The following is a 24,451-nucleotide window of genomic DNA, read 5'->3' as shown; positions in this document are numbered from 1 at the left end:
TTTACACCTTCTTCTGTAAACATGCAATATAAAACCCATCGCTTTGTGCATCTGGCAGCAATTGAATTTCACCATGTTTTACGTTTTGTTTAAGCTTTTGCGGCATGCGTGCAGCGAGTGTTTCATCTTTTTGAAAATCAGCATGATCTGCTAAAAATGCTGCTACAACATCCCCATTTTCATCCCGGTCAATTGTACATGTACTATATACAAGGGTCCCACCTTTTTTTAATAAAGGCGCAACCGCATTTAAAATATCTTGTTGAATACGCGCCAGCTGCTTTACATCTTGCTCAGTTTTTGTATATTTCAAATCAGGTTTACGTCTCATTACACCAAAACCTGAGCACGGAGCATCTACTAAGATGCGATCAAACATTTCTTTATCAAACTGTTCGCCCGCTTTGCGGCTGTCTTGAACCGTCGGCTCAATATTGGTAAGATGCAGACGCTCTGCCTGCTGGGCAATCAGCTTTACTTTATGGTCATGAATGTCCAAGGAAATAACTTTACCACTGTTTTTAAGCTGCTCTGCAATATGAGTTGATTTTCCTCCCGGTGCAGCACAGCTATCTAAAATTAGCTCTTCTGCCTCCGCACCGAGCGCATGAGCCACTAACATAGAGCTTTCATCTTGAACGGTAAACATTCCTTCACGAAATGCTTGTGTATGAGCTGCATTTCCTTTTTGAACTTCTAGCGCTTCTTCTACAAAATGGCCTGGTTCTACAACAATACCTTCTTTTTCAAGCGCTTCTTTTACTTCATTTTGCGTAAAGCGTGCACTGTTTACTCGGATTGTTTGTTTAGGGGCCATTAAATTAGCTAAACAGATTCCGCGTGTTTTGTCCAATCCATATTGTTCCACCCAGCGTTTTACAAGCCACAATGGATGACTCGTTTCAATTGCCAACCGCTCCACAGGATTTTGTATTTCTTCTAAAGAAGGCGTGCCGCTGCGCTGAATATTTCGTAAAACGCCGTTTACCATTGAGGCAATTCCTTTGTGGCCGCGTTTTTTGGCAATTTCTACTGCTTCATGAAGGATTGCCCGGTCCGGCACTCGGTCTAAATATACCATTTGGTAAAGCGATAAACGAAGCAGCACTCGCACCCAAGGCTGCAGTTTTTTTGGATTTTTCAAGAAAGGCGCTAACCCGTAATCTAACGTATCGCGTCTTTGAATCGTTCCATACACAATTTCCGTTAACAACCCTGCATCTTTTCCTTGAATACCACGTTTTTGTATACTGTTATTTAACAATAGATTGCTGAATGCCTGATTTTTTTCAATAGCTAGTAAAATATCTAAAGCTATGTCTCGAACGTTGTACTTACTCATTGACATCCCCTAATACTGTTCCGACTTCAACGGATGTACCTCGTAAATACTGCGCTGCATCCATACGTTTTTTTCCAGCCGGCTGAAGTTCCGTCACTTTAATAGCTGTTTCATTTCCAGTTGCTACTATAAATCCATCCTCTTCAAGTGATAAAACGGTACCCGGTTTTCCTGATGCAGATACTTTCTCTCCCCACCAAATTTTCATGACCTGACCGTCTGCTGTTGTATAAGCAACCGGCCAAGGGTGAAGTCCGCGGATATGGTTATAAATTTCTTCTCCTGTACGGGCCCAATCAATTTTCTCTTGTTCCCGCTTAATGTTAGAAGCAAATGTCGCTTCGTCATCGTTTTGTTTAACCGGCGTAATTTCACCTTTTACAAGAGAAGGAATGGTTTCTGAAAGCAGTTTTGCACCAGCAGCGCTGAGTTTATCATGAAGCGTGCCAACGTGATCACGTTCTTCAATCGGAACTTCTACCTGTGTTAAGATATCACCTGCATCTAATTTTTCTACCATATACATAATTGTAACACCAGTTTTCGGCTTACCTTGTAGAATTGAATAATGAATCGGCGCGCCTCCGCGCAGTTCAGGTAACAGAGAAGCATGCACATTAATACAGCCGTATTTAGGCGCTTCTAAAATAGGGGTTGGTAAAATTTGACCAAAAGCCGCTGTTACAATTAGGTCAGGCTCATACGCTAATACTTTCTGATATTCTTCTTCTAAACGAATCTTTTCTGGCTGCAGTACAGGTATTTCATGCTTTAACGCCTCAACTTTTACTGGAGGAGGTGTTAATACGCGCTTGCGCCCTTTTGGTCGGTCCGGCTGTGTAACCACTGCGACCACTTCATATCCATCTTTAAGTAATGTTTGTAAAACCGGCACTGAAAAATCCGGCGTTCCCATAAATACGACTTTCATCGTGTAAAACCTACCCTTCTAGTTCATCCTCTTCGTAATACTTTGTTACTTTTTCCGTGAACAATACACCGTGTAAATGATCAATTTCATGTTGAATTGCTCGTGCTAAAAAACCTTTTGCTTCTATAAAATAAGGTTTTCCTTTACGATTTTGCGCACGTACTTTCACATAATCAGCTCGAGCCACGTCACCAAAAAGGCCCGGAAAACTTAGGCAGCCTTCTGGACCGATTTGTTCGCCTCGTTGCTCAATAATTACCGGATTAATTAACTCAATTTTACCGTGTCGGTCATCCACGTCTACCACTGCCACTTGCTGCAGAACTCCTACTTGAGGAGCAGCTAGACCCACACCGTCTGCTTCAAGCATTAAATCATACATGCCGTTTAGTAATTTCGCTAATTTATTATCAAAGTTTTTAACGACTTCACACTCTTGTTCAAGTACTTCATTAGGATGGTAAACAAGCTTAAGCTTAGCCAAATAGGCACCTCCTTTATTCTTTCTATTTATATCCAAAAACCTTCTTCTTTAACGCCATCAAGACGACTGGTTACATCATCGAGTATGGATTCAAATCAATAGTGATCGTTAAATTCTCCTTCTGCATTTCCGCTTGATAACGTTCTAATATATATTTCAACAGCGGAATCAGGCTTGGTTCCAGCTTGTATTTTAACATGCATTGATAGCGATATCTATCTTTTATCTTAGCAATCGGAGATGCGACTGGCCCTAAGATCGTTGTTTGCGGCGAAAGTTTCTGACGCAGATACTGCGAAATTTTGTCTGTAACAGACACCACTTTTGCAATATTTTCATGAGATACCGTTACAAGCGCCAAGTAAAAGAAAGGCGGATATTTATGCATTTTACGAATTTCCATCTCCTGCTTATAAAACGCATCGTAATCATGCTGACTCGCAAGTTGAATGCTGTAGTGTTCAGGCGTGTACGTCTGAATCACTACTTCTCCTGGAAGTTTGTGGCGTCCTGCTCTTCCGCTTACTTGTGTTAAAAGCTGAAACGTTTTTTCAGATGCACGAAAGTCAGGTAAATTCAGCATCGTATCTGCTGTTAAAACGCCTACAAGCGTGACGTTTGGAAAGTCAAGCCCTTTCGCAATCATCTGCGTCCCTAGTAAAATTTGTGCTTCTCCACTTGCAAACTTGTTCAGGAGCTTTTCATGCGCGCCTTTTCTGCTTGTCGTATCAACATCCATTCGAACGACTCTAGCCTCAGGCAGCACTTTTGTTAATTCTTCTTCCACTTTTTGTGTACCAGATCCGAAAAAGCGGATATGTTCGCTGTGGCATTCTGGGCACTCAGTGTGCACTTGTTCTTCGTGTCCGCAGTAATGGCATTTTAATTTATTTTGATAGCGGTGATACGTTAGTGAAATTTCACAGTGCTCACATGTCGGAACGTAACCGCAGTCCCTGCACATGACAAAAGAAGAATGACCTCTTTTATTTAAAAATAAAACGATTTGCTCCCCTTTTTCCAAACGGTCTTTCATCTTTTCAAACAGCATAGTTGAAAACATAGAGCGATTGCCGCTGCGAAGCTCTTCTCTCATATCAATGATATCCACCGACGGCATTGATGACTTATTCATTCTTTGCTTTAACGTCAGCAGCTTATACACACCTTTTTGCGCTCTTGCAAAGGACTCAAGCGTTGGTGTTGCACTTCCTAAAATGACTGGACACTGATGATGCTGACCTCGGTAAATAGCTACATCTCTGGCATGATAACGGGGGTTTTCTTCTTGTTTATAACTCGTCTCATGTTCTTCATCGATAATGAGAAGGCCCAAATTTTCAAATGGAGCAAATACAGCAGAGCGGGCCCCTACTACAACGGATACTTCTTTTCGCTGAATTTTTCGCCATTCATCGTATTTCTCTCCAGTAGACAAGCCGCTATGAAGCACAGCAACTTTTGAGCCGAACCGCTCTTTAAACCGCTTGACCATCTGAGGGGTAAGTGAAATCTCCGGAACAAGCATAATCGCTTCTTTTCCTTTTTTCAGCACTTGATCAATTGATTGGAGATATACTTCTGTTTTTCCACTTCCGGTTACTCCGTACATTAAAAACACATCGTGAAGATTTTCTTCGATGTCCCGCAGAATCGGTGCAATTACCTCAGCTTGTTCATCCGTCAATTGAAATGGCTTTGATGGTGTAAAGTATCGATCTTGATAAGGATCACGGTATATTTCAATTTCCGTTTCCGCTAAGAGTCCTTTGTTAATCAGCGCTTTTATAGGAGCGGAGGTAATCTGCAAATCTTCCGCTATTTCTTTTATGGCTACTTCTTCATTTCGCTCGAGCATAAAAGACAGCACTTGTTTTTGCTTTTCTGCCTGCTTATTTAACTCGCTCATAAACTGCTGAATTTCTTCAAACCTTTGATTGAGTTTTACGCCTTTTGCCGTTTTTTTGTTTCCTTTGTTTTTCACCACGTAGACAACTTCGATTAGACCTTTTTGAATATCACGGTGAAAAGCTGGAGCAGCGGCTGTCTTTTCTACTTCACTCCACTTCAGCGAGGATCTTGACTGAAAAAACGGCTTTACTTGCTCATGGAGCTGTTCGTATGCCTCTTTTGAAAGGAGTGACAGTTCTTTATCATATTTTGCTTTCATCGCCGCAGGCAGCATGACTTGAAAAGCCGATATCATAAAACAAAGCGTTTTTTCGGTTAGCCAGTGCCCAATCTCTAACAGTTCGGGAGTCAGAACCGGCGTTAAATCAAGCAGGTCAGCAATTGGTTTAACACGCTTAACTTCGGCCTCTTCTTTAAGAGCCACCACAAACCCTTGAACTTTTCTAGGACCAAACGGAACGACAACTCGCATACCCGGAACAATAATTCCTTTCCATTTGTCAGGAACAGCGTAGTCAAAAGCTCGATCTGTTTGCTTAGCAGCCACGTCCACAATTACACTAGCTACACTCATTTTTTCAGCCCTTCTAACATTTCCTTCACTTCTTTTAACACCTCGGTAGCTACATCGTGTTTTGAAAGAATGGGAAGTTTCCTAGACTCTCCGCTTCGCTTATAGAGCGTTACAATATTTGTGTCCGTTCCAAAACCTGCTCCCTCTGTCGTTACGTTATTGGCTACAATCATATCCAAGTTTTTAGATAAAAGTTTCTTTTGTGCATATTCATCCACTTGTTCTGTTTCTGCTGCAAAGCCGACTAAAAGCTGGTGTTCTTTTCGCTCTCCAAGCGTGCGTAAAATATCTGTTGTTCTCTCTAGCTCTAATACTGCTGCACCAGGCTGCTTTTTCATCTTTTGATCAAACACATGCTTTGGTCGGTAATCTGCCACTGCGGCTGATTTGATAACAACATCTGCTTCATGATAGCGCTGCATAACAGCTTCAAGCATCTGCTGCGCACTTTCAATTTGAACAACCTGCACTCCTTTTGGATACTCTAAATTCGTCGGTCCCGTTACAAGTGTTACCGATGCGCCTAACTTAGCAGCTTGTTCTGCAAGAGCATAGCCCATTTTCCCGGTAGAACGATTGGTGAAGAATCGTACGGGATCGATGCGTTCTACCGTAGGTCCTGCTGTAACCAATACATTCACACCTTCAAGGATCTTTTGTGTACCTGATGCTTGTGAGAAATGAGATCCGATTAGTGAAACAATTGTTTCTGGCTCTTCAAGACGGCCTTTTCCTACATAACCGCATGCCAAATACCCTTCTCCAGGTTCTACAAAAGAGTAACCAAATGATGAAAGAGTGCTCATATTTTTTTTAACAGCTGGATGATCGTACATATGAACATTCATTGCAGGTGCAATCCACACAGGTCCAGTAGCAGCGAGCAGCGTTGTGGAAATCATATCATCCGCAAGACCATTTGCTATTTTCCCTATCATATTTGCCGTAGCAGGAGCTACTAAAATTAAATCAGGCCAATCTGCTAAATCAATATGTGCAATCACAGATGGATCTTTTTCATCAAACGTATCTGTATAAACTGGGTTTCGAGACAGAGCTTGAAACGTAAGCGGCGTTACGAACTCGCATGCCGAAGCAGTCATCATTACTTTAACTTCCGCTTCCGCTTGTACTAATTTACTTGCTAAAGCTGCGGCTTTATATACGGCGATCCCGCCGCTAACACATAATAAAATTCGTTTTCCCTTCATCATTATGCCCCCATCTATTTATCCCGCTCAACCAGCATCCGCTTGTTTACTCGGGTAACTATCTAAAGCTTTTCAATTTAATTATTATACCATTTTTGTAATGAGACATTCACTATCCTGCTTGAATACAAACAAAAGCATCAAAAAAATAACAACCTATAAAGTAGGTTGTTATTTTTTCACTTACTGATGTTTAGAATCTTCTTCTGCTACACCTTGCTTATAGCTTAATTGTTCAGCATTAATTTCTTCTAAAGCACAGCCTACAAATTTATAAGAAACCGGCTTTTCAATCGGCGTATCATTGTGAAGCTGTAATTGACGTGCACGTTTTGCAGCTACTGTCACAAGCGTGTACTTAGAATCTAATTTTTCCATTAGGGAATCAATTGATGGATAAAGCATGTTTATTCTACCTCCAGCATTCTTTTATAGCGCGCAGAAATACGATCACGACGGCAGTGTTCAGCCGTTACGATAGCACGGATGCGAGCACAAGCATTTTCTACTTTGTCATTTTCTACAACATAATCGTAGGCGTCCATAAGTTCAATTTCTTCTTTTGCCACGCGCATACGGTTATTGATTAAATCTTCTGTTTCAGTACCGCGGTTTACGATACGACTTTTAAGCTCTGACAAACTCGGCGGTGCCAAGAAGATGAACAAACCTTCTGGAAACGCTTCTTTCACTTGAAGAGCACCTTGCACTTCAATTTCTAGAAATACGTCTTTGCCTTCAGATAACGTTTGTTCTACATAATCAACCGGGGTACCGTAGTAGTTGCCTACGTATTCAGCCCACTCTAATAATTTCTTGTTTTCAATCATGCGCTCAAACTCTTCGCGTGGTTTGAAGAAATAGTCAACACCGTCTACTTCACCTTCGCGGGGCTTTCTTGTTGTTGCAGAGATAGAATACTGCAATTTAATGTCTTCTTGCTCAAACAATGCTTTTCGTACCGTTCCTTTTCCAACACCTGATGGTCCGGAAAGAACAATTAATAAACCTCTTTCAATCATCGGTTCAAGTGACCTACCCTTCTAATAATTCTTCTTTGTTTATAAGTCGCTGTGACACAGTTTCTGGCTGTACAGGAGCTAAAATAACATGATCGCTATCCATAACAATAACAGATCGTGTTTTACGTCCTTGCGTTGCATCTATTAAAGAGCCTCGATCTTTTGCATCTTGAATAATGCGTTTGATTGGAGCTGATTCAGGATGAACGACAGAGATTATACGATTAGAAGAAATAAAATTTCCAAATCCAACGTTCACTAATTTACCGCTCATAAGAAGCCTCCCGCTATACCAATATAATCTTTATCTTACACGAAGGCTATTCAATATTTTGAACCTGCTCTTTTATGCGTTCTAATTGTGCTTTCATACTAATAACATACTGAGCAATAGTACCATTATTTGCCTTCGCACCGATTGTATTCATTTCACGATTCAGCTCTTGAACAAGGAAATCCAGCTTGCGTCCTACTGAATCAGGTGTATTTAATGCTTGAATAAATTGTGAAACATGACTTTGAATTCGCGTAAGTTCTTCGCTAATATCTGCTTTTTCAGCAAAAATAGCTACTTCAGTCAGCACTCGCTGCTCATCGAAAGTACCTTCTAAATAATCGCTCAGCTTTCTTTTAATACGCTCGCGATATTGTTCAGCAACTTCAGGAGCAAGCTGTGTAATTTTTTCGCGAATGTCTTGAATATCCTGTAAGTACCCCATCAAATCGTGATACAGCTCTGATCCCTCTCGTTTCCGCATATCCACTAACTGATGCACAGCAGCGTCAACGGCTTCAAAGATTGCACCATGAATACTCGTCTGATCAGCTTCTTCTTCATAAGTTGTCATCACTTCAGGCATGTGTAAAATGTCTTGAATTTGAACAGATTGTGACAGCCCATGCTTTTCTTGTACTTGCTGCAACGCATTCATGTATTCCTCAAGCAGCTGCCAATCCGTCTGCAGTTTCTTTTTTGCCATTTCTTCACCTGAAATAGTAACAAATACTTCTACTCTACCACGTTTTATGTATGTTTGAACGATTTTTTTTATTTTATCTTCAATTTCAATTAATTGTCTTGGCATACGAATAACAATTTCACAAAAACGATGATTAACAGACTTCATTTCCACTGTTACTGATCGATTTTCCACTTCCGCTTTTCCGCGGCCAAAACCCGTCATACTTTTTATCATTATCATCACATCCACTATGTACATCTTACATAAAAAGTATCATAAAAGAAAGTGTTAGCAAAAAAAAGAAATCTCTCTTCTTTATTCAACCTGTAAAGGCTGCCTTCATGAGTTTTCTCATTTAGGACAGCCTGTATTAAAGTATAGCACAATTTATGAAGCTTTTCTTGTTAAAAGTGAACCGGCAAGTAAAAAAGTTGGAAGGCTTGCAAGTCCTAGAATAACGAGCCATTCCCGCGGTGCAATAGCCATTGTATGGAAAATAGGCTGCAGGGGCGGATAGTAAATGGCCACCAGCATAAGGATAATAGATGAAATAACGGCTCCTACAAGATATAAGTTTTGAAATGGATTGCGATCAAAGATTGATTTTTCGCTCCGGCAGTCAAATACGTGAATAAGCTGTGCCATGACAAGTGTGGCAAATGCAATCGTCTGTGCATACTGCAGCCGATCTGGGTCATTGTCGTAAACAATCATGAATGCAGCAAGTGTAGCAGCTCCAATTAAAAATCCGCGGCTGACTACTTTCCACCCTAATCCTCTTGCAAAGATACCTTCACGCGGATGCCTTGGATGGCGCTTCATCACGTTGTCCTCTGGCTGGTCTAAGCCAAGAGCCATCGCAGGCAAACCGTCTGTTACTAAGTTTACCCATAGTATTTGAATGGGCACTAGCGGAAGCGGAAGTGCTAAAATCATCGCAAAGAGCATAACTAAGATTTCTCCTACATTTGATGCAAGCAAGTAACGGATAAACTTTCGAATATTTTCATAGATGTTTCGTCCTTCTTTGATCGCTGATTTAATAGTAGCAAAATTATCATCAAGCAAAACGAGTGAAGACGCTTCTTTTGCTACGTCTGTCCCGGTGATGCCCATCGCGATGCCTATGTCTGCTGCTTTAATAGCCGGTGCATCATTTACGCCGTCGCCCGTCATGGCTACAATGTGATCTTTTGCTTGAAGAGCCTTAACAATTTTAAGCTTATGCTCAGGTGATACCCTGGCATATACGTAAACATCATCCACTACTTCTTCTAGCTCTTCCTGCGTCATTTTGGATAAATCCGTTCCTTCCAAGACTTGACCGTTTTTCGGTAGAATGCCTAGCTGTTTTGCAATCGCCTGTGCTGTAATGACGTGATCACCTGTAATCATAACGGTTTTGATTCCTGCGTCTCGGCATTCTTTGACCGCTTGCTTGACTTCTGGTCTTGGCGGATCAATCATTCCTTGAAGCCCGAGGAAAGTCAGGTCTTTTTCCGCTTCCTTCTCTGTATGAACGCTCTCATGGTCTTCTAACGGCCGATAAGCAATCGCAATAGTTCGAAGCGCTTGGCTAGCTAACTGATCAATCGCTCCTTTTACTTCATTATGAACTGTTACCGACAGCGTTTGTTGTCTGCTTTCCCATAAAATATTTTTGCTGTTTACAAGCAGCACATCCGGAGCACCTTTTGTTATAACATAGCGCTTATTAGATGCGTCTTCAATGACTACACTCATCATTTTACGCGTTGAATCAAATGGAAACTCTTCAATAATCGTAAACTGCTTTTGAATGTTTTCTTTTGTCAGCCCCGCTTTCATTGCGGCAACAAGCAAAGCCGCTTCAGTAGGATCTCCGTCGATGACATATTCTTTATCTTTTCTCGAAATGGACGTTTGATTGCAAAGCAGACCAAACACTAAAAGCTGCTGAAGCGGTTTTTCATTCCGTGTATCAACTTCTCTTTCCTCTCGCGAAAATACGCCCGTAGGTTCATACCCTGTCCCTGATACCCTCCACGTCATTCCTCCTGACCAGAGGTGAGTAACCGTCATTTTATTTTGCGTTAATGTGCCCGTTTTGTCTGAGCAAATGACTGATGCGCATCCTAGTGTCTCAACAGCAGGAAGTTTGCGAACAATGGATCTTTGCTTAATCATGCGCTGTACACCAAGAGATAGCGCCACGGTTACGATGGCAGGAAGACCTTCGGGTATGGCAGCAACAGCTAACGAAACTCCTGCTAAGAACATACTGTATAAATCATGGCCTTGTAGTACCCCAATCCCGACAACTAATACAGTAAGTGCAAGCGCTACAACTATTAAAATTTTACCTAATTGCTCTAACTTCCGTTGAAGAGGAGTAATCATGGCTTCAGCATTTTGAAGCAAATCAGCAATTTGTCCCATCGCTGTTTTCATTCCAATCCCTACAACGATACCTGTTCCGCTTCCTCGCGTCACAAGTGTACCCATAAACGCCATATTGTCCTGATCTCCAAGTGGCACTTCATCTCCGGGCAAAGCTTTTATTTGCTTGGCAACTGGCAAAGACTCTCCCGTAAGCGCTGATTCTTCAATTTCTAGACTTTTGGCTTCCATAATCCGAAGGTCAGCCCCGATGCGGTCTCCGCTCGAAAACTTTACAATGTCTCCTACTACCAGCTCTTTAGATGGCAACTTAACCCATTTCCCTTCACGCATAGCTGCTACTTGAGGAGCAGAAAGCTCTTTTAATGCATGAAGAGATTTCTCTGCTTTTCTTTCTTGAAAAAAACCTAGAAATCCATTAATTACTACAATGGCAATAATAGCAATCGCATCGATGTATTCGCCTAAAAGACCTGAAATAAGCGTAGCAGCTAGTAAAACCAGCACCATAAAATCTTTAAACTGCTCTAGAAACACAAGAATGGCCGGTTTTTTCTCTCCTTCAGTCAATTCATTAAATCCTTGCTGCTGCTGACGTGCTTTTACTTCTTTGTGTGTAAGACCATGCTGTCTGTCTGTTTTTGTTACTTCCACTATTGCTTTTTCACCTAATTCATACCATTTCATTGCATCTTTTCACACCCTTTTATTTGTAAATGCACCTATTAGATTGTTACAATCTTATATCGTATGCTTATTCAGACTCGTCCTAAAAAATGCTATACTTTTCTATAGGACAATTTTCAATTACTTAAGGATGTGAGCACTATGTCATTTGATGGTATTTTTACATATGGCATTTTACAAGAATTATCTGAGACCTTGGTTTCAGGACGAATTTCAAAAATATATCAGCCGTTTCCAAACGAGTTGATTTTACAAGTGCGCGCTAAAGGTGAAAACCGCAAACTTTTAATCTCAGCTCACCCTAACTATTCACGCGTTCATTTCACAAATGAGCCCTATGAAAATCCATCTGAGCCTCCTATGTTTTGTATGCTTCTTCGCAAACATTTAGAAGGAAGCATTATTGAACAAGTGTATCAGCTTGGATTAGACCGCATTTTAGTCATTGAAACAAAAGGACGAAATGAAATTGGCGACGTGACGTACAAGCAGCTTATTATTGAAATCATGGGAAGACATAGTAATGTTGTGCTTGTAGATAAAGAAAAACAAACGATTATCGACAGCATCAAACACGTTCCAATGGCCTTGAACAGGCACCGTACGCTTCTGCCCGGAGCTCCTTACGTACTGCCTCCTAGCCAAGATAAGCTTCATCCATTTGAAGCGGATGAAGAAACCGTGGTTAAAAAAATTGATTTTAATAGCGGAAAGTTAGCGACTCAGCTAGTGCAAACCTTCTCGGGGCTTTCTCCTTTAATTGCAAATGAAGTGGTGTTTCGCTCAGGCTTAGCGAATCGTTCTACCCTTCCAAAATCATTCGTCGAAACGATGACGCTGATCAAAGAAGGTCAGTTTACACCGACTCTGACAACCGTTAATCAAAAAGACTACTTTTATTTACTGGAATTAACGCATTTAGAGGGTACGAAAAAAACGTATGCAACCATCAGCGAGCTTCTTGACCGATATTACTACGGGAAAGCAGAGCGAGATCGTGTAAAGCAGCAAGCGCATGATTTAGTACAGTTTATCTCTACCGAGAAAAAGAAAAATGAGAAAAAAATAAAAAAACTTGAGCAAACGCTGCAAAATGCAGAAAAAGCATCTGATTACCAGCTAGCCGGTGAACTCCTTACCGCAAATTTACACCTTGTCAAAAAAGGAGATGCGAAAGTGGACGTGATTAATTATTACGACGAAAATAGTGGTACGCTCACCATTTCATTAGATCCACAAAAATCACCGTCTCAAAATGCTCAAAGCTATTTTACAAAGTATCAAAAAGCGAAAAATTCCGTTTCGATTGTAATCGAACAAATTGAAAAAGCAAACGAAGAAGTTCAGTATTTTGAATCACTTATTCAGCAAATGGATACTGCTACTCACAAAGACATTGCCGAGATTCGTGAAGAGCTTGTGGAAGAAGGATATTTGCGCAACCGTCAGCAAAAACAAGCAAAAAAACAAAAAAACACCACGCCTACACTTGAACAATACGTTTCAAGCGACGGCACGACGATTTTAGTTGGAAAAAACAATAAGCAAAATGAGTATTTAACAAATCGCCTTGCTGCTCGTGATGACATTTGGTTTCATACAAAAGATATACCGGGTTCTCACGTTGTTATCCGCAGCCAAGAGCCTTCAGAAGAAACAATTTTAGAAGCGGCTCATCTTGCTGCTTACTTTAGTAAAGCCAAGAATTCAAGTTCAGTACCCGTGGACTATACAAAAATTCGCCACGTCAAGAAACCAAGCGGTGCTAAACCTGGTTTTGTGACGTACGATAACCAGCAAACGGTGTACGTAACGCCTAGCGAAGAACTTGTACTGAAGCTGCGTCAGTCATAATAAAACCCCCTTTCTATATAGAAAGGGGGTTTTATTATATAGATCTAGTTTAGTTCATCCATGAAGGGTCTGAAGGATTTTCACGCCATTTAAATAGCTTGTCCATCGCTTCTTCTTCAATGTATCCCGCTTCGTTTGCTGCTTCTACTAGCGTAGAGTAGTCTGTTAGCGAATAAACTTGAAGTTCTTTTTCTTTAAACAGCTGACGCGCTTTTTCCAGCTCATATGTAAAGATAGACACAACTCCCAGTACTTCACACCCCTGCGCTTTTAATGCATCGACTGCGGTAAACACACTTCCGCCAGTTGAAATCAAATCTTCAATCACAACAACTTTTTGACCTTTTGTTACTTTTCCTTCGATTTGATTTCCTTGGCCATGTTCTTTTGCTTTGCTTCGCACATAGCACATTGGAAGCTCTAGCGCTTCGCTTACCCATGCTGCATGAGGAATACCAGCTGTAGCGGTACCAGCAATCACTTCTGCATTGGCAAAATACGTTTTAATTAAATGCTGCAGACCTTTTGCAATTTCTTTTCGCACTTTCGGGTAGCTAAGCGTTAGACGGTTGTCACAATAAATAGGTGACTTAATTCCAGAGGCCCACGTAAACGGCTCGTTTGGTTGAAGGCTTACTGCCTCAATATCAATTAATTGTTTTGCAATTTCTTTTCGTAGTTTTGTCATCGCGTAATACGCTCCCCTTTCCACTGCTGTAACATCTCATAATATGCTTTAAGCGGGTCTTTTGCTTTAGTAATAGAACGTCCAACGACAATGGCACTTGAGCCATATTCTCTCGCTAGCTGAGGGATTGCCACACGGACTTGGTCATCTACCGAATCTGTGCCCATACGAATACCCGGCGTTACGGTCAAAAAGTCCTCTCCTGCTGCTTTTCGAATCGAAGGCACTTCATGAGTAGAACATACCACGCCGTCAAGTCCACTTTTTTTAGCAAGCGCTGCATAATGCGTAACCACTTCTTGCATCGAATGTGTAATAAGCTGCTGCTCTTTTAGCATTTCATCAGATGTACTCGTTAGCTGAGTAACCGCAATACAATCCGGGCGCTTTTTGCCGGCAGCGGTTCCTAAGTCAAGTCCTTCAACGGCTGCTTGCATCATGTTCATTCCGCCCGCTGCGTGAACGTTAACCAAATCTACTTCAAGAGAAGCTAAAGACTTCATCCCTTGCTTTACCGTATTGGGAATATCATGAAGCTTTAAGTCTAAAAAGATTTGGTGATTTTGCTCTTTTAATGCAGAAATAATGGATAACCCTTCTTTATAAAACAGTTCCATGCCTACTTTCACAAATAATGACTCTTGTTGAAAAGGCATTAAAAACTGCTGTACATCGTTAATTGATGAAAAATCAAGAGCAATGATTAACGGTTGCTTCACGCTTTTTCCAGCTCCTTCCGATACATTCTGAAACATGCTCGTATCCTAATGATGTTAATAGCCTTGGCAGTTCGTCAATGATGGTTGGACATACATACGGGTCAACAAAGTTTGCTGTACCAATCGCCACTGCACTTGCACCTGCATATAGGAACTCGAGTGCATCTTCAGCAGTTGTCACTCCGCCCATACCGATAATTGGAATGTTCACTTTTTGGCTCACTTCATATACCATTCGAATCGCTACAGGTTTAATGGATGGACCTGACAGTCCGCCTGTGCCGTTCGCTAAAACCGGCTGAGCTGTTTTCAAATCCAGACGCATCCCGAGAAGCGTATTGATCATCGTTAAGCCATCCGCGCCGGCTTCTTCAACAGCCATCGCCATGTCTACAATATTGGATACGTTTGGTGATAGTTTAACATAAACTGGAACATTTGAAACATCTTTTACTGCTTTTGTTAAACGAGCAGCAATGACAGGATCTACGCCAAACGCAATTCCGCCTTCTTTTACGTTAGGGCATGAAATATTCAATTCAAGTGCTTTTACATTTGATACGGTTGAAATTTCTTTTGCCACGTGCACATATTCTTCAATTGAAGCACCGGCTACGTTCGCGATAATCGGCACATCATATTGCTGAAGCCAAACGAGCTCTTCATTCATTACTTTCTCTAACCCAGGATTTTGTAATCCGATCGCATTTAACATTCCTGCAGATGTTTCCGCTACGCGAGGAGTTGGATTGCCAAAACGAGTTTCAGCAGTAGTCGCTTTAATCATAATGGCTCCAAGTGCATCAAGTGAATAAAATTGAGCATACTCACGTCCAAATCCAAAACAGCCGGATGCTGGCATAATTGGATTTTTTAAATCTAATCCTGGCAATGTCGTTTTTAGCATACTCATAGAAGCACCTCCCCTGCTTGAAAGACGGGACCGTCGCTGCAGATTTTTTTATAAGCCGTAGAATCTTCACTTTCCCTGCATACACATGCAAAACAAGCGCCGATTCCACAGCCCATTCTTTCTTCTAAAGAAATGTAAAGCGGCTTGTTTGTATAATTATTTTCTAATGCTTTTAACATTGGAGTTGGACCGCATGAAAACATAACGTCATATGAAAACTGCTGCTCGTCAATCACCGTTGTGACAAACCCTTTTGTTCCATAAGAGCCGTCTACCGTTGCAATATATGTTTCTCCTAAAGCTAAAAACTCTCGCTCGTAAAATACGTCTGCCTTTGATTGAAAGCCTAAGACGTGAATAACCTGCACGCCTTTTTCACGAAGTCTTTTTGAAAGCTCATAGAGCGGAGGCACTCCAATGCCTCCCCCTACTAATAAAGCCGTTTGACCTGACTCTATCGCTTCTAATGGAAAACCGTGGCCAAGCGGACCTAACACGTCAATCGACTGTCCGGCTTGTTTTTCGGCCAGCAGCGATGTTCCCGCCCCTTCTGCACGGTAAATCATCGTAAACTGTTCGTGCGTTTGGTCAATTTCTGCAATACTGATTGGTCTGCGAAGCAGTGGCAAATAGTCGTTGTTGACGCGGATATGCACAAACTGCCCCGGCTCATTCATGAAACGAACAAGCTCGCCTTGAAGGGTTAATTCATATACATTGTGTGTTAACGGTCGCTGACTGACGACTTGCATCATTTCATGTTTGATCATACGGTTGTCACCTCTTTAGTTGGACGAACTTTTTTCATTGGTGTTGTATGGAAGCTGATCGTTTCAAGCACTCGTAAAATCGCTTCTGCTGTATCAAGTGATGTTAAGCAAGGTACACCATTTTCAACTGCTTCACGGCGAATTTTAAATCCGTCACGCGCAGGCTGTTTTCCTTTTGTTAGCGTGTTGATGACAAGCTGCGCTTCACCTTTTCGTATCACATCTAAAAGATTGTGATCTTCATGATGAATTTTATTTACTACTTTTACGCGAATGTCTTCTTTTGTAAACGTTGAAGCTGTTCCTTCCGTTGCAATCACCTGGTAGCCGATGTTAGCAAAACGCTTCGCCAGCGCTGTTGCCTCTTCTTTGTCTTTATCCGCTACTGTCATAAGTACTGAACCGTACGGCTTAATGGACATACCTGACGCAATTAGTCCTTTATATAATGCTTTTTCGTACGTTGAATCTTGCCCCATTACTTCTCCAGTAGATTTCATTTCAGGTCCAAGCGTAATATCTACGCGGCGCAGCTTTGCAAATGAGAAGACCGGCACTTTTACGTAGACACCTTCTTCTTCAGGGTGCATGCCTGATTCATAGCCAAGCTCTCGCAAACTTGTTCCTAAAATAACTTTTGTTGCGACATTCGCCATCGGAATACGCGTGATTTTACTTAAGAACGGCACCGTACGGCTTGAACGAGGATTTACTTCAAGAACAAACACTTCTCCTTTTGATAAGACGAACTGAATGTTGAGCAGTCCAATAATGTTTAAGCCTTTGGCAATACGTGTTGTGTAATCAATGATTGTATCTTTCACGTCCTGTGACAGAGTTTGCGGTGGATATACAGCAATGGAGTCACCTGAGTGTACACCCGCGCGCTCTACATGTTCCATAATCCCTGGAATAACCACTGTTTCACCGTCTGAAATGGCATCGACTTCAATTTCTTTTCCAGTTAAGTAGCGGTCGATTAACACAGGGTGATCTGCGTGTACTTTTACCGCGTGTTTCATATAGTGAAGCAGTTCTTCTTCTTTATACACAATTTCCATTGCGCGTCCACCTAGTACATATGAAGGTCGTACAAGCACCGGATAACCAATTTCTTTTGCCACAACCACTGCTTCTTCTACGGATGTAACCGTCTTTCCAAGAGGCTGAGGTACTTCTAAACGCGCTAGCGTCGCTTCGAATTTTTTACGGTCTTCCGCTGCATCTAAGCTTTCAAGCGACGTTCCTAAAATCTTGACCCCTCTTGCTTCTAGCTCGTCTGCTAAGTTGATTGCTGTTTGACCACCGAACTGTACAACCACACCTTCTGGTTTTTCTAAATCGATGATATGCATCACATCTTCAATCGTCAGCGGCTCAAAGTATAATTTATCTGAAATACTGAAGTCGGTAGATACTGTTTCTGGATTGTTATTGACAATAATCGCCTCGTATCCAGCTTCTTTAATCGCCCATACGGAGTGAACTGTTGCATAGTCAAACTCAATTCCTTGTCCGATGCGGATCGGACCAGACCCTAACACTACAACGCTTTTACGATCTGTAACAATCGATTCATTTTCATCTTCAAACGTGCCGTAAAAATATGGTGTTGTAGATTCAAATTCTGCTGCACATGTATCTACCGTTTTGTATACTGGCATCACGCCATTTTGTTTGCGGAAGTCATATACTTCACGCTCTGTTTGATTCCATAGCTTAGCAATCGTGCAGTCTGCAAATCCCATTTCTTTTGCTTCCTGTAAAACTTCTACGTTATGAATCTCTTCTTTTAACACATTTTCAAAAGCAATCACTTTTTCAAGTTTTACTAAGAAGAAGAGATCGATTTTGCTCCAGTCATGAATTTGCTGAATCGTTACGCCGCGGCGAATGGCTTCTGCGATGTAGAATAATCGCTCATCGCCAGCTTTGCGAATACGTTTTTCAATAATGGCATCATCAAATTCATGCGCATCTTTCAGCTCTAAGTGATGAACGTTTGACTCTAGTGAGCGTACGGCTTTTAAAATTGACTCTTCGAACGTGCGGCCAATTGCCATTACTTCACCTGTTGCTTTCATCTGTGTACCGAGTTTACGGTTGGCTGATTCAAATTTATCAAACGGCCAGCGTGGAATTTTAGATACGATGTAATCTAGTGCCGGTTCGAAACATGCGTATGTCTTCCCAGTTACCGGGTTCATCATTTCATCTAATGTTAAGCCTACCGCAATTTTTGCTGCTAATTTTGCAATTGGATACCCTGTTGCTTTTGATGCTAAAGCCGACGAGCGGCTTACACGAGGGTTTACTTCAATTACGTAATACTGGAAGCTTTCTGGGTCTAGTGCTAGCTGAACGTTACATCCGCCTTCGATTTTAAGCGCTCGGATAATTGTTAGTGACGCATTTCTAAGCAGCTGATACTCACGGTCGCTTAGCGTTTGGCTTGGTGCTACAACAATTGAATCTCCCGTATGAATACCGACCGGATCAAAGTTTTCCATATTACATACTACGATCGCATTATCGTTTGCATCGCGCATTACTTCATATTCAATTTCTTTAAAGCCTGCAATGCTTTTCTCAAGTAAGCACTGTGTTACAGGACTATGTTTTAATCCACTTGTTACAATTTCAATCAACTCTTGCTCGTTGTTACAAATTCCGCCTCCCGTACCGCCAAGCGTATAAGCAGGACGCACGATTACCGGATAGTTTACTTGTTCAACAAACGCATACGCTTCGTCTAGCGAATGAATGATTTCACTTGCTGGGACAGGCTGATTTAGTTCATTCATTAGTGAACGGAATTGTTCACGGTCTTCAGCTTGTTCAATCGCCGATAATTTTGTCCCGAGAATTTCTACATTCAATTCTTCTAAAATACCCGTTTCGTGTAATTCTACCGCTAAGTTCAGTCCCGTTTGACCGCCAAGCGTTGGAAGCAGTGCATCCGGGCGTTCTTTACGAATAATTGAGCTTACAAATTCAACCGTTAGAGGTTCAATATATACTTTATCTGCCATTTCTGAGTCTGTCATGATTGTTGCAGGATTGGAGTTCACAAGAATAACTTTGTATCCTTCTTCTTTTAGCGCAATACACGCTTGCGCTCCTGCATAGTCAAACTCTGCCGCCTGTCCGATGACGATTGGTCCTGATCCGATTACGAGAATTGTGTTAATATCTTGACGTTTTGGCATTAGCAATTACCTACTTTCTGATTGTTTTTCATAAGATCCATAAATTCGTTGAACAATCCGTTTGCATCTTCAGGTCCCGGTGATGCTTCAGGGTGATATTGAACCGTAAATGCCGGATATTCTTTATGCTTTACTCCTTCAACTGTTCCATCGTTAAGCGCAACGTGCGTCACTTCTAATGGCGTGTTGACAAGAGATGGCTCACATACTGTATAGCCGTGATTTTGAGATGTAAGAGCTACTTTATTGGTTTTTAGATCCTTTACAGGATGGTTGGATCCACGATGACCAAATTTCATTTTTTCTGTATCTGCTCCGCATGCTAGCGCAAACAGCTGATGTCCTAAGCAAATTCCGAAAAGAGGAACCTTTCCTAAAACCCCTTGAATCATCTCGATTGCTTCAGGTACGTCTTTTGGGTCTCCAGGTCCGTTGCTCAACATGATGCCATCTGGATTTAATTGAAGAATTTCTTGCGCAGTTACGTTATAAGGAACCACAATCACGTCGCATTGACGAGCTGTTAATTCGCGTAAAATTCCGTGTTTCATTCCAAAGTCAACGAGTACCACTTTTTTACCTCTGCCTGGGCTTGGGTAAGGCTTCACTGTTGATACTTTTTTAACTGAATCAGTCGGAAGTTCATGATTTTGAAGCTGTGCTACCACTTCTTCTACATTGACTTCCATGTTGCACACGCGTCCGCGAAGCGCACCGTGCTGACGAATTTTTCGCGTTAATTTTCTCGTGTCGATTCCAGCTAATCCTGGAATATCTTTTTGTTTTAAAAATTCATCTACTGATAGTTCGCTTCTGAAGTTTGAAGGAGCATCACAAACTTCTTTTACAATCAAACCGTGTACAGCTGGTTCAATCGACTCAAAGTCATCGCGGTTAATACCGTAGTTTCCGATTAAAGGATATGTTAATGTCACAATTTGTGCACAGTATGATGGATCAGATAGAATTTCTTGATATCCTGTCATTCCCGTGTTGAAAACAACTTCTCCTGTCATTTCTTTGTCGCTGCCGAATCCTTTTCCGATAAATACTGTTCCATCTTCTAAAATTAGTTGACGTTGCATGCTTTAACATCCTCCCATACTCGTTTACCTTCTACTAATGTCATTACCGGCCAACCTTTGCATACCCAGTTAGCAAACGGCGTATTTTTACCTTTTGATACAAATTCTTCTGAATTAATTGCTTTTTCTGTTTCAAGATCAATGATAGTCAAATCTGCTGGTTTCCCTACTTCGATGGTGCCATAAGGAAGGTTGAACGTGTCAGCAGGCTTGTTTGTTAAATATGATACTAGCTGCTCTAGCGTTATTACTTCTTTTAATACCAAGTTTGTATAAAGAAGCGGGAAAGCTGTTTCAAGTCCTACAATCCCAAACGGCGCAAGCTCCATGCCTTCTGCTTTTTCGTCCGCTGTATGGGGTGCGTGATCAGTGGCGATAAAATCAAGCGTTCCGTCTAATAAAGCTTCAATTAATGCCTGTTGATCATCTTTTCCTCGAAGCGGCGGATTCATTTTAAAGTTTGAATCAAGCCCAGGGATGTCTTCCTCATTTAACAGTAAATGATGAGGCGTTACTTCTGCGGTTACGCGAATGCCTGCTTTTTTCGCATCCCGAATGGCGCGAATGGATTCTTTTGTACTTACGTGACACACATGGTAGTGACAGTTTGCTGCTTCAGCAAGCAGGACATCTCGTGCAATTTGAACGGCTTCGCAGATAGAAGGAATACCGTTTAGTCCATGTTCTTTTGCAAATTTTCCGTCGTGGACGCAGCCTTTGTTGATTAAATCATTATCTTCACAGTGTGCAACGATTGCTTTATTTAATGAAGCGGCTTTCTTCATCGCTTCCAGCATCATTCCTGTTGACTGAATGCCTACTCCATCATCTGTAAAAGCAAATGCGCCCGCTTCTTTTAAGCCTTCAAAGTCCGTTAGTTCTTTTCCTAATTGGCGAGTGGTAATCGATGCGTATGGTAATACGCGAACATGTGCTGTTTCTTCAATACGCTTGTTTACCCACTCCATTTGTTCAACAGTATCCGGAACTGGACGGGTGTTTGGCATTGCAGCAATTGCTGTAAAACCGCCCTTTGCCGCTGCTAAAGTACCCGTTTCAATCGTTTCTTTCTTTTCTCCTCCAGGCTCGCGCAAGTGAACGTGGACATCGATTAAACCCGGTGATAAGAAGTTCCCGCCTGCATCAATGACTTCTTCATTCTGTACGTCGATGTGTGAAGCTATTTCAGCAATTAAACCATTTTCAATTTTCAGTTCGACTTTTTCAATTTTCCCTTTATTTAACCATGTAGCATTTTTGATAATTGTTGTCATTATTAAGTCCCCTTTCAATTGGTTGTAGCGCTCTTGCTAATACTGCCATACGAATATATACGCCATTTTGCATTTGTTTAAAAATTCTTGAGCGTTCACATTCAACGAGCTCATCTGCAATTTCGACTCCTCTGTTTACAGGAGCTGGATGAAGGATAATGCTATGTGATTTCATTTTCCGCTCTCGTTCAACGGTTAATCCGAAGCGGCTGTGGTAGTTCTGTGCAAGCTCTGAAGTGCTCTCTTCATGCCTTTCAAATTGAATACGCAGCAGCATCACAACATCGACCGTTTCGATTGCTTCATCGATATCAAGATATGTACCGTGTCTGTTCTCTTCATCTTTCCATTCTTCAGGTCCCGCAAAATATACGGTCGCCCCTAGTTTTGTCAGCATTTCAGCATTCGATCTCGCTACGCGGCTATGTCGCAAATCTCCGACTATTGCGACTTTTATTCCTTTAAACGAGCCGAACTCTTGGCGAATTGTCAGTAGATCAAGCAGACACTGGGTTGGATGCTGACCGCATCCGTCTCCTGCATTAATGATGGGAATCGATACTTTTTCCTGCAGTGCTTCATAATAACGATCTTGCGGGTGGCGAATAACAACTGACTGAACGCCGATTGAAGCTAATGTTTCAATCGTGTCATAAAGCGTTTCTCCTTTTTGGACGCTTGAAGTTGTTACTTCAAACGGAATTGTTGTTAATCCTAGCTGCTGTTCTGCCATTTCAAAGCTGCATCGAGTACGCGTGCTCGCTTCAAAAAATAAGTTGGCAACAAACATTTTCTCTTCCGGTTTCCATCCTTGTTTATTCGTTCGATAGTTTTCAGCGCTGTCTAAAATCTCTAGAATTTCATTTGTTTCTAGTGTTGAGACTGTCACTAAATGTTTCATATCGATTCCCTCCATTTTTGCTTTCCTCGCATTTCTTTATAAAAAACACCCTTTCTAACTTAGAAAGGGTGTAAGAAAACAAGCTTCGTCTATAACGCGCTTTTCACACACCCTTAGAAACCTCTCTGGATTTCAATTAAAAGGCGTTCTATGAAATTTTTCGTGCTGACGTTTGTTGAACGTTTTCTGCTTCTTTTATCTTCTCTTTCGGAAGAACTAGATTCAGCAGAACTCCCATGATAGCAGACAGTGCCATACTATCAACCTTTACATGTTCTGAGATATCTAAGTGTGCTCCTCCGATTCCTAACACTAAGATAATCGAAGCAATCATTAAGTTTCGTTTTGATCCAAGGTCTACCTTTGCATCCACCATCATGCGCAAGCCTGATGAAGCAATGATTCCGAATAAGAGAATTGAAATCCCGCCCATGACCGGCGTTGGTATACTTGAAATAAGAGCGTTGATTTTGCCGACAAATCCGAACAAAATCGCGAAGACTGCTGCTCCTGCTATCACAAATACGCTAAGCACCTTTGTGATGGCTAACACTCCGATGTTCTCACCGTATGTTGTATTTGGCGGTCCGCCGATCAGCGCAGCAAGCATAGTTGCTACTCCGTCTCCTAAAATCGATCTGTGCAGCCCTGGCTTTTCAATATAGTTTCGATCCACAATCTTATTTAAGACGAGAATGTGTCCGATATGTTCTGAGAGTGTTACGACTGCTACAGGTACCATGATAAGCACAATCCCCAGTGAAATGGACGGCGTGTATGTGACAAACGGCACGTAGAAGTGAGGTACTTCAATCCACTCTGCTTTCACTACCTTTGAAAAGTCTACCAATCCTTGTGTATAAGCGAAGATGTATCCACCGATAATTCCCATCAGTACCGGAATCAGGCTGATAATGTTTTTAAAGAAGATTGAGCAAGCAACTGTTATCGCTAGTGTCACAAGCGCAACCATCAGGTAAGTTAAGCTGTAATTTCCTTTTGCATCGTTCATTGCCATGCCTACTGCTGTATTAGCTAGTCCTAAGCCTATAACCATAATAACTGGTCCTACTACAACCGGAGGAAGAAGCTTCATAATCCAATTAATTCCTGTTCCTTTTATAATCAAAGCGACGATTCCATAAACAAGTCCGGCTAAGAAACAGCCAACCATCGTTTCTTCAGGTCCAAACGAAGCTTTTGCGAAAATGATTGGCGTGATGAATGCGAACGATGAACCAAGATAAGAAGGAATTTGACCTCTTGTAATGAGCAGGAAAGCAAGCGTTCCTACCCCGCTTGAAATCAAAGCAATTGCCGGGCTGAACCCGACTAGGAACGGCACTAATACCGTCGACCCAAACATTGCAAACAAATGCTGTAGACTCAATGTTAACCAATTTACTGCTTTTGGTTTATCATGTATATCAAGTACAAAATCTCGTTGTTGACTCATATGTTTTTCCTCCTATCACTATTAAAAAACCTCTTTACGCAGAGGCAAAGAGGTTTTCAGTATACAAGGAAGACGCTAT

20 protein-coding genes are annotated in these 24,451 nt (G+C 41.6%); 1 reads left to right on the top strand and 19 read right to left on the bottom strand.

Going from position 1 to position 24,451, the window contains the following annotated elements; translation table 11 throughout:
• Nucleotide 1 precedes the first annotated feature (1 nt).
• From rsmB to AC2YJL_RS03310, 10 genes are all read right to left on the bottom strand, one after another.
• Nucleotides 2-1,342, bottom strand: coding sequence for a 16S rRNA (cytosine(967)-C(5))-methyltransferase RsmB (rsmB, locus tag AC2YJL_RS03355; protein ID WP_098331899.1), 1,341 nt, complete (start codon nucleotides 1,340-1,342; stop codon nucleotides 2-4).
• Nucleotides 1,335-2,273, bottom strand: coding sequence for a methionyl-tRNA formyltransferase (fmt, locus tag AC2YJL_RS03350; protein WP_050689665.1), 939 nt, complete (start codon nucleotides 2,271-2,273; stop codon nucleotides 1,335-1,337). Before fmt ends, rsmB begins: the two co-directional genes overlap by 8 nt.
• A 10-nt stretch (nucleotides 2,274-2,283) precedes the next feature.
• A complete protein-coding gene (def, locus tag AC2YJL_RS03345) occupies nucleotides 2,284-2,757 on the bottom strand; it encodes a peptide deformylase (RefSeq protein ID WP_013084828.1) in 474 nt (157 codons plus the stop codon).
• 70 nt (nucleotides 2,758-2,827) lie between these two features.
• Nucleotides 2,828-5,242 (bottom strand): primosomal protein N', encoded by a 2,415-nt coding sequence (gene priA / locus AC2YJL_RS03340; protein ID WP_251568768.1) that lies wholly within the window; start codon nucleotides 5,240-5,242, stop codon nucleotides 2,828-2,830.
• On the bottom strand, nucleotides 5,239-6,456 hold the full coding sequence (gene coaBC, locus AC2YJL_RS03335; protein ID WP_251568769.1) for a bifunctional phosphopantothenoylcysteine decarboxylase/phosphopantothenate--cysteine ligase CoaBC: 1,218 nt from the start codon (nucleotides 6,454-6,456) through the stop codon (nucleotides 5,239-5,241). The genes priA and coaBC overlap by 4 nt, the downstream gene beginning before the upstream one ends.
• A 180-nt stretch (nucleotides 6,457-6,636) precedes the next feature.
• A complete protein-coding gene (gene rpoZ / locus AC2YJL_RS03330) occupies nucleotides 6,637-6,858 on the bottom strand; it encodes a DNA-directed RNA polymerase subunit omega (RefSeq protein ID WP_013058926.1) in 222 nt (73 codons plus the stop codon).
• A gap of 2 nt (nucleotides 6,859-6,860) precedes the next feature.
• Complete coding sequence (gene gmk / locus AC2YJL_RS03325) at nucleotides 6,861-7,475, bottom strand: guanylate kinase (protein WP_013058927.1); 615 nt, start codon at nucleotides 7,473-7,475, stop codon at nucleotides 6,861-6,863.
• A gap of 13 nt (nucleotides 7,476-7,488) precedes the next feature.
• On the bottom strand, nucleotides 7,489-7,749 hold the full coding sequence (locus tag AC2YJL_RS03320; RefSeq protein WP_013084831.1) for a DUF370 domain-containing protein: 261 nt from the start codon (nucleotides 7,747-7,749) through the stop codon (nucleotides 7,489-7,491).
• Between the two features lie 46 nt (nucleotides 7,750-7,795).
• On the bottom strand, nucleotides 7,796-8,671 hold the full coding sequence (locus AC2YJL_RS03315) for a YicC/YloC family endoribonuclease (protein ID WP_029320527.1): 876 nt from the start codon (nucleotides 8,669-8,671) through the stop codon (nucleotides 7,796-7,798).
• 153 nt (nucleotides 8,672-8,824) lie between these two features.
• The gene (locus AC2YJL_RS03310) at nucleotides 8,825-11,503 is read right to left on the bottom strand and encodes a calcium-translocating P-type ATPase, SERCA-type (protein WP_230933514.1); all 2,679 of its coding nucleotides are present in this window, start codon (nucleotides 11,501-11,503) and stop codon (nucleotides 8,825-8,827) included.
• Between the two features lie 141 nt (nucleotides 11,504-11,644).
• Here AC2YJL_RS03310 and AC2YJL_RS03305 point away from each other — a divergent pair, with 141 nt between their 5' ends.
• Nucleotides 11,645-13,357, top strand: coding sequence for an Rqc2 family fibronectin-binding protein (locus AC2YJL_RS03305; RefSeq protein WP_028410780.1), 1,713 nt, complete (start codon nucleotides 11,645-11,647; stop codon nucleotides 13,355-13,357).
• A gap of 49 nt (nucleotides 13,358-13,406) precedes the next feature.
• On the opposite strand, the gene pyrE is transcribed toward AC2YJL_RS03305, so the two are convergent.
• From pyrE to AC2YJL_RS03260, 9 genes are all read right to left on the bottom strand, one after another.
• Nucleotides 13,407-14,045 carry an orotate phosphoribosyltransferase gene (pyrE, locus tag AC2YJL_RS03300; protein ID WP_013058931.1) on the bottom strand — a complete coding sequence of 213 codons (639 nt, stop codon included), beginning with the start codon at nucleotides 14,043-14,045 and terminating at the stop codon, nucleotides 13,407-13,409.
• The gene (gene pyrF / locus AC2YJL_RS03295; protein WP_487374621.1) at nucleotides 14,042-14,764 is read right to left on the bottom strand and encodes an orotidine-5'-phosphate decarboxylase; all 723 of its coding nucleotides are present in this window, start codon (nucleotides 14,762-14,764) and stop codon (nucleotides 14,042-14,044) included. The genes pyrE and pyrF overlap by 4 nt, the downstream gene beginning before the upstream one ends.
• Entirely contained in the window at nucleotides 14,736-15,677 is a 942-nt protein-coding gene (locus tag AC2YJL_RS03290; protein ID WP_251568770.1) for a dihydroorotate dehydrogenase, read from the bottom strand. The genes pyrF and AC2YJL_RS03290 overlap by 29 nt, the downstream gene beginning before the upstream one ends.
• Nucleotides 15,674-16,447, bottom strand: a complete 774-nt coding sequence (locus AC2YJL_RS03285; protein WP_013084838.1) for a dihydroorotate dehydrogenase electron transfer subunit — start codon at nucleotides 16,445-16,447, stop codon at nucleotides 15,674-15,676. Before AC2YJL_RS03285 ends, AC2YJL_RS03290 begins: the two co-directional genes overlap by 4 nt.
• Entirely contained in the window at nucleotides 16,444-19,656 is a 3,213-nt protein-coding gene (carB, locus tag AC2YJL_RS03280; RefSeq protein WP_025750359.1) for a carbamoyl-phosphate synthase large subunit, read from the bottom strand. The genes AC2YJL_RS03285 and carB overlap by 4 nt, the downstream gene beginning before the upstream one ends.
• A complete protein-coding gene (locus AC2YJL_RS03275) occupies nucleotides 19,656-20,741 on the bottom strand; it encodes a carbamoyl phosphate synthase small subunit (protein WP_025750361.1) in 1,086 nt (361 codons plus the stop codon). Before AC2YJL_RS03275 ends, carB begins: the two co-directional genes overlap by 1 nt.
• On the bottom strand, nucleotides 20,726-22,015 hold the full coding sequence (locus tag AC2YJL_RS03270) for a dihydroorotase (RefSeq protein WP_251568771.1): 1,290 nt from the start codon (nucleotides 22,013-22,015) through the stop codon (nucleotides 20,726-20,728). The genes AC2YJL_RS03275 and AC2YJL_RS03270 overlap by 16 nt, the downstream gene beginning before the upstream one ends.
• On the bottom strand, nucleotides 21,978-22,916 hold the full coding sequence (locus AC2YJL_RS03265) for an aspartate carbamoyltransferase catalytic subunit (RefSeq protein ID WP_251568774.1): 939 nt from the start codon (nucleotides 22,914-22,916) through the stop codon (nucleotides 21,978-21,980). The genes AC2YJL_RS03270 and AC2YJL_RS03265 overlap by 38 nt, the downstream gene beginning before the upstream one ends.
• Nucleotides 22,917-23,064: 148 nt before the next feature.
• Entirely contained in the window at nucleotides 23,065-24,372 is a 1,308-nt protein-coding gene (locus tag AC2YJL_RS03260) for a uracil-xanthine permease family protein (protein ID WP_034649161.1), read from the bottom strand.
• Between the last annotated feature and the right edge of the window lie 79 nt (nucleotides 24,373-24,451).

Source organism: Priestia sp. SRI_019 (genome assembly GCF_057586255.1).
This window is presented reverse-complemented; position numbering and strand designations above follow the sequence as displayed.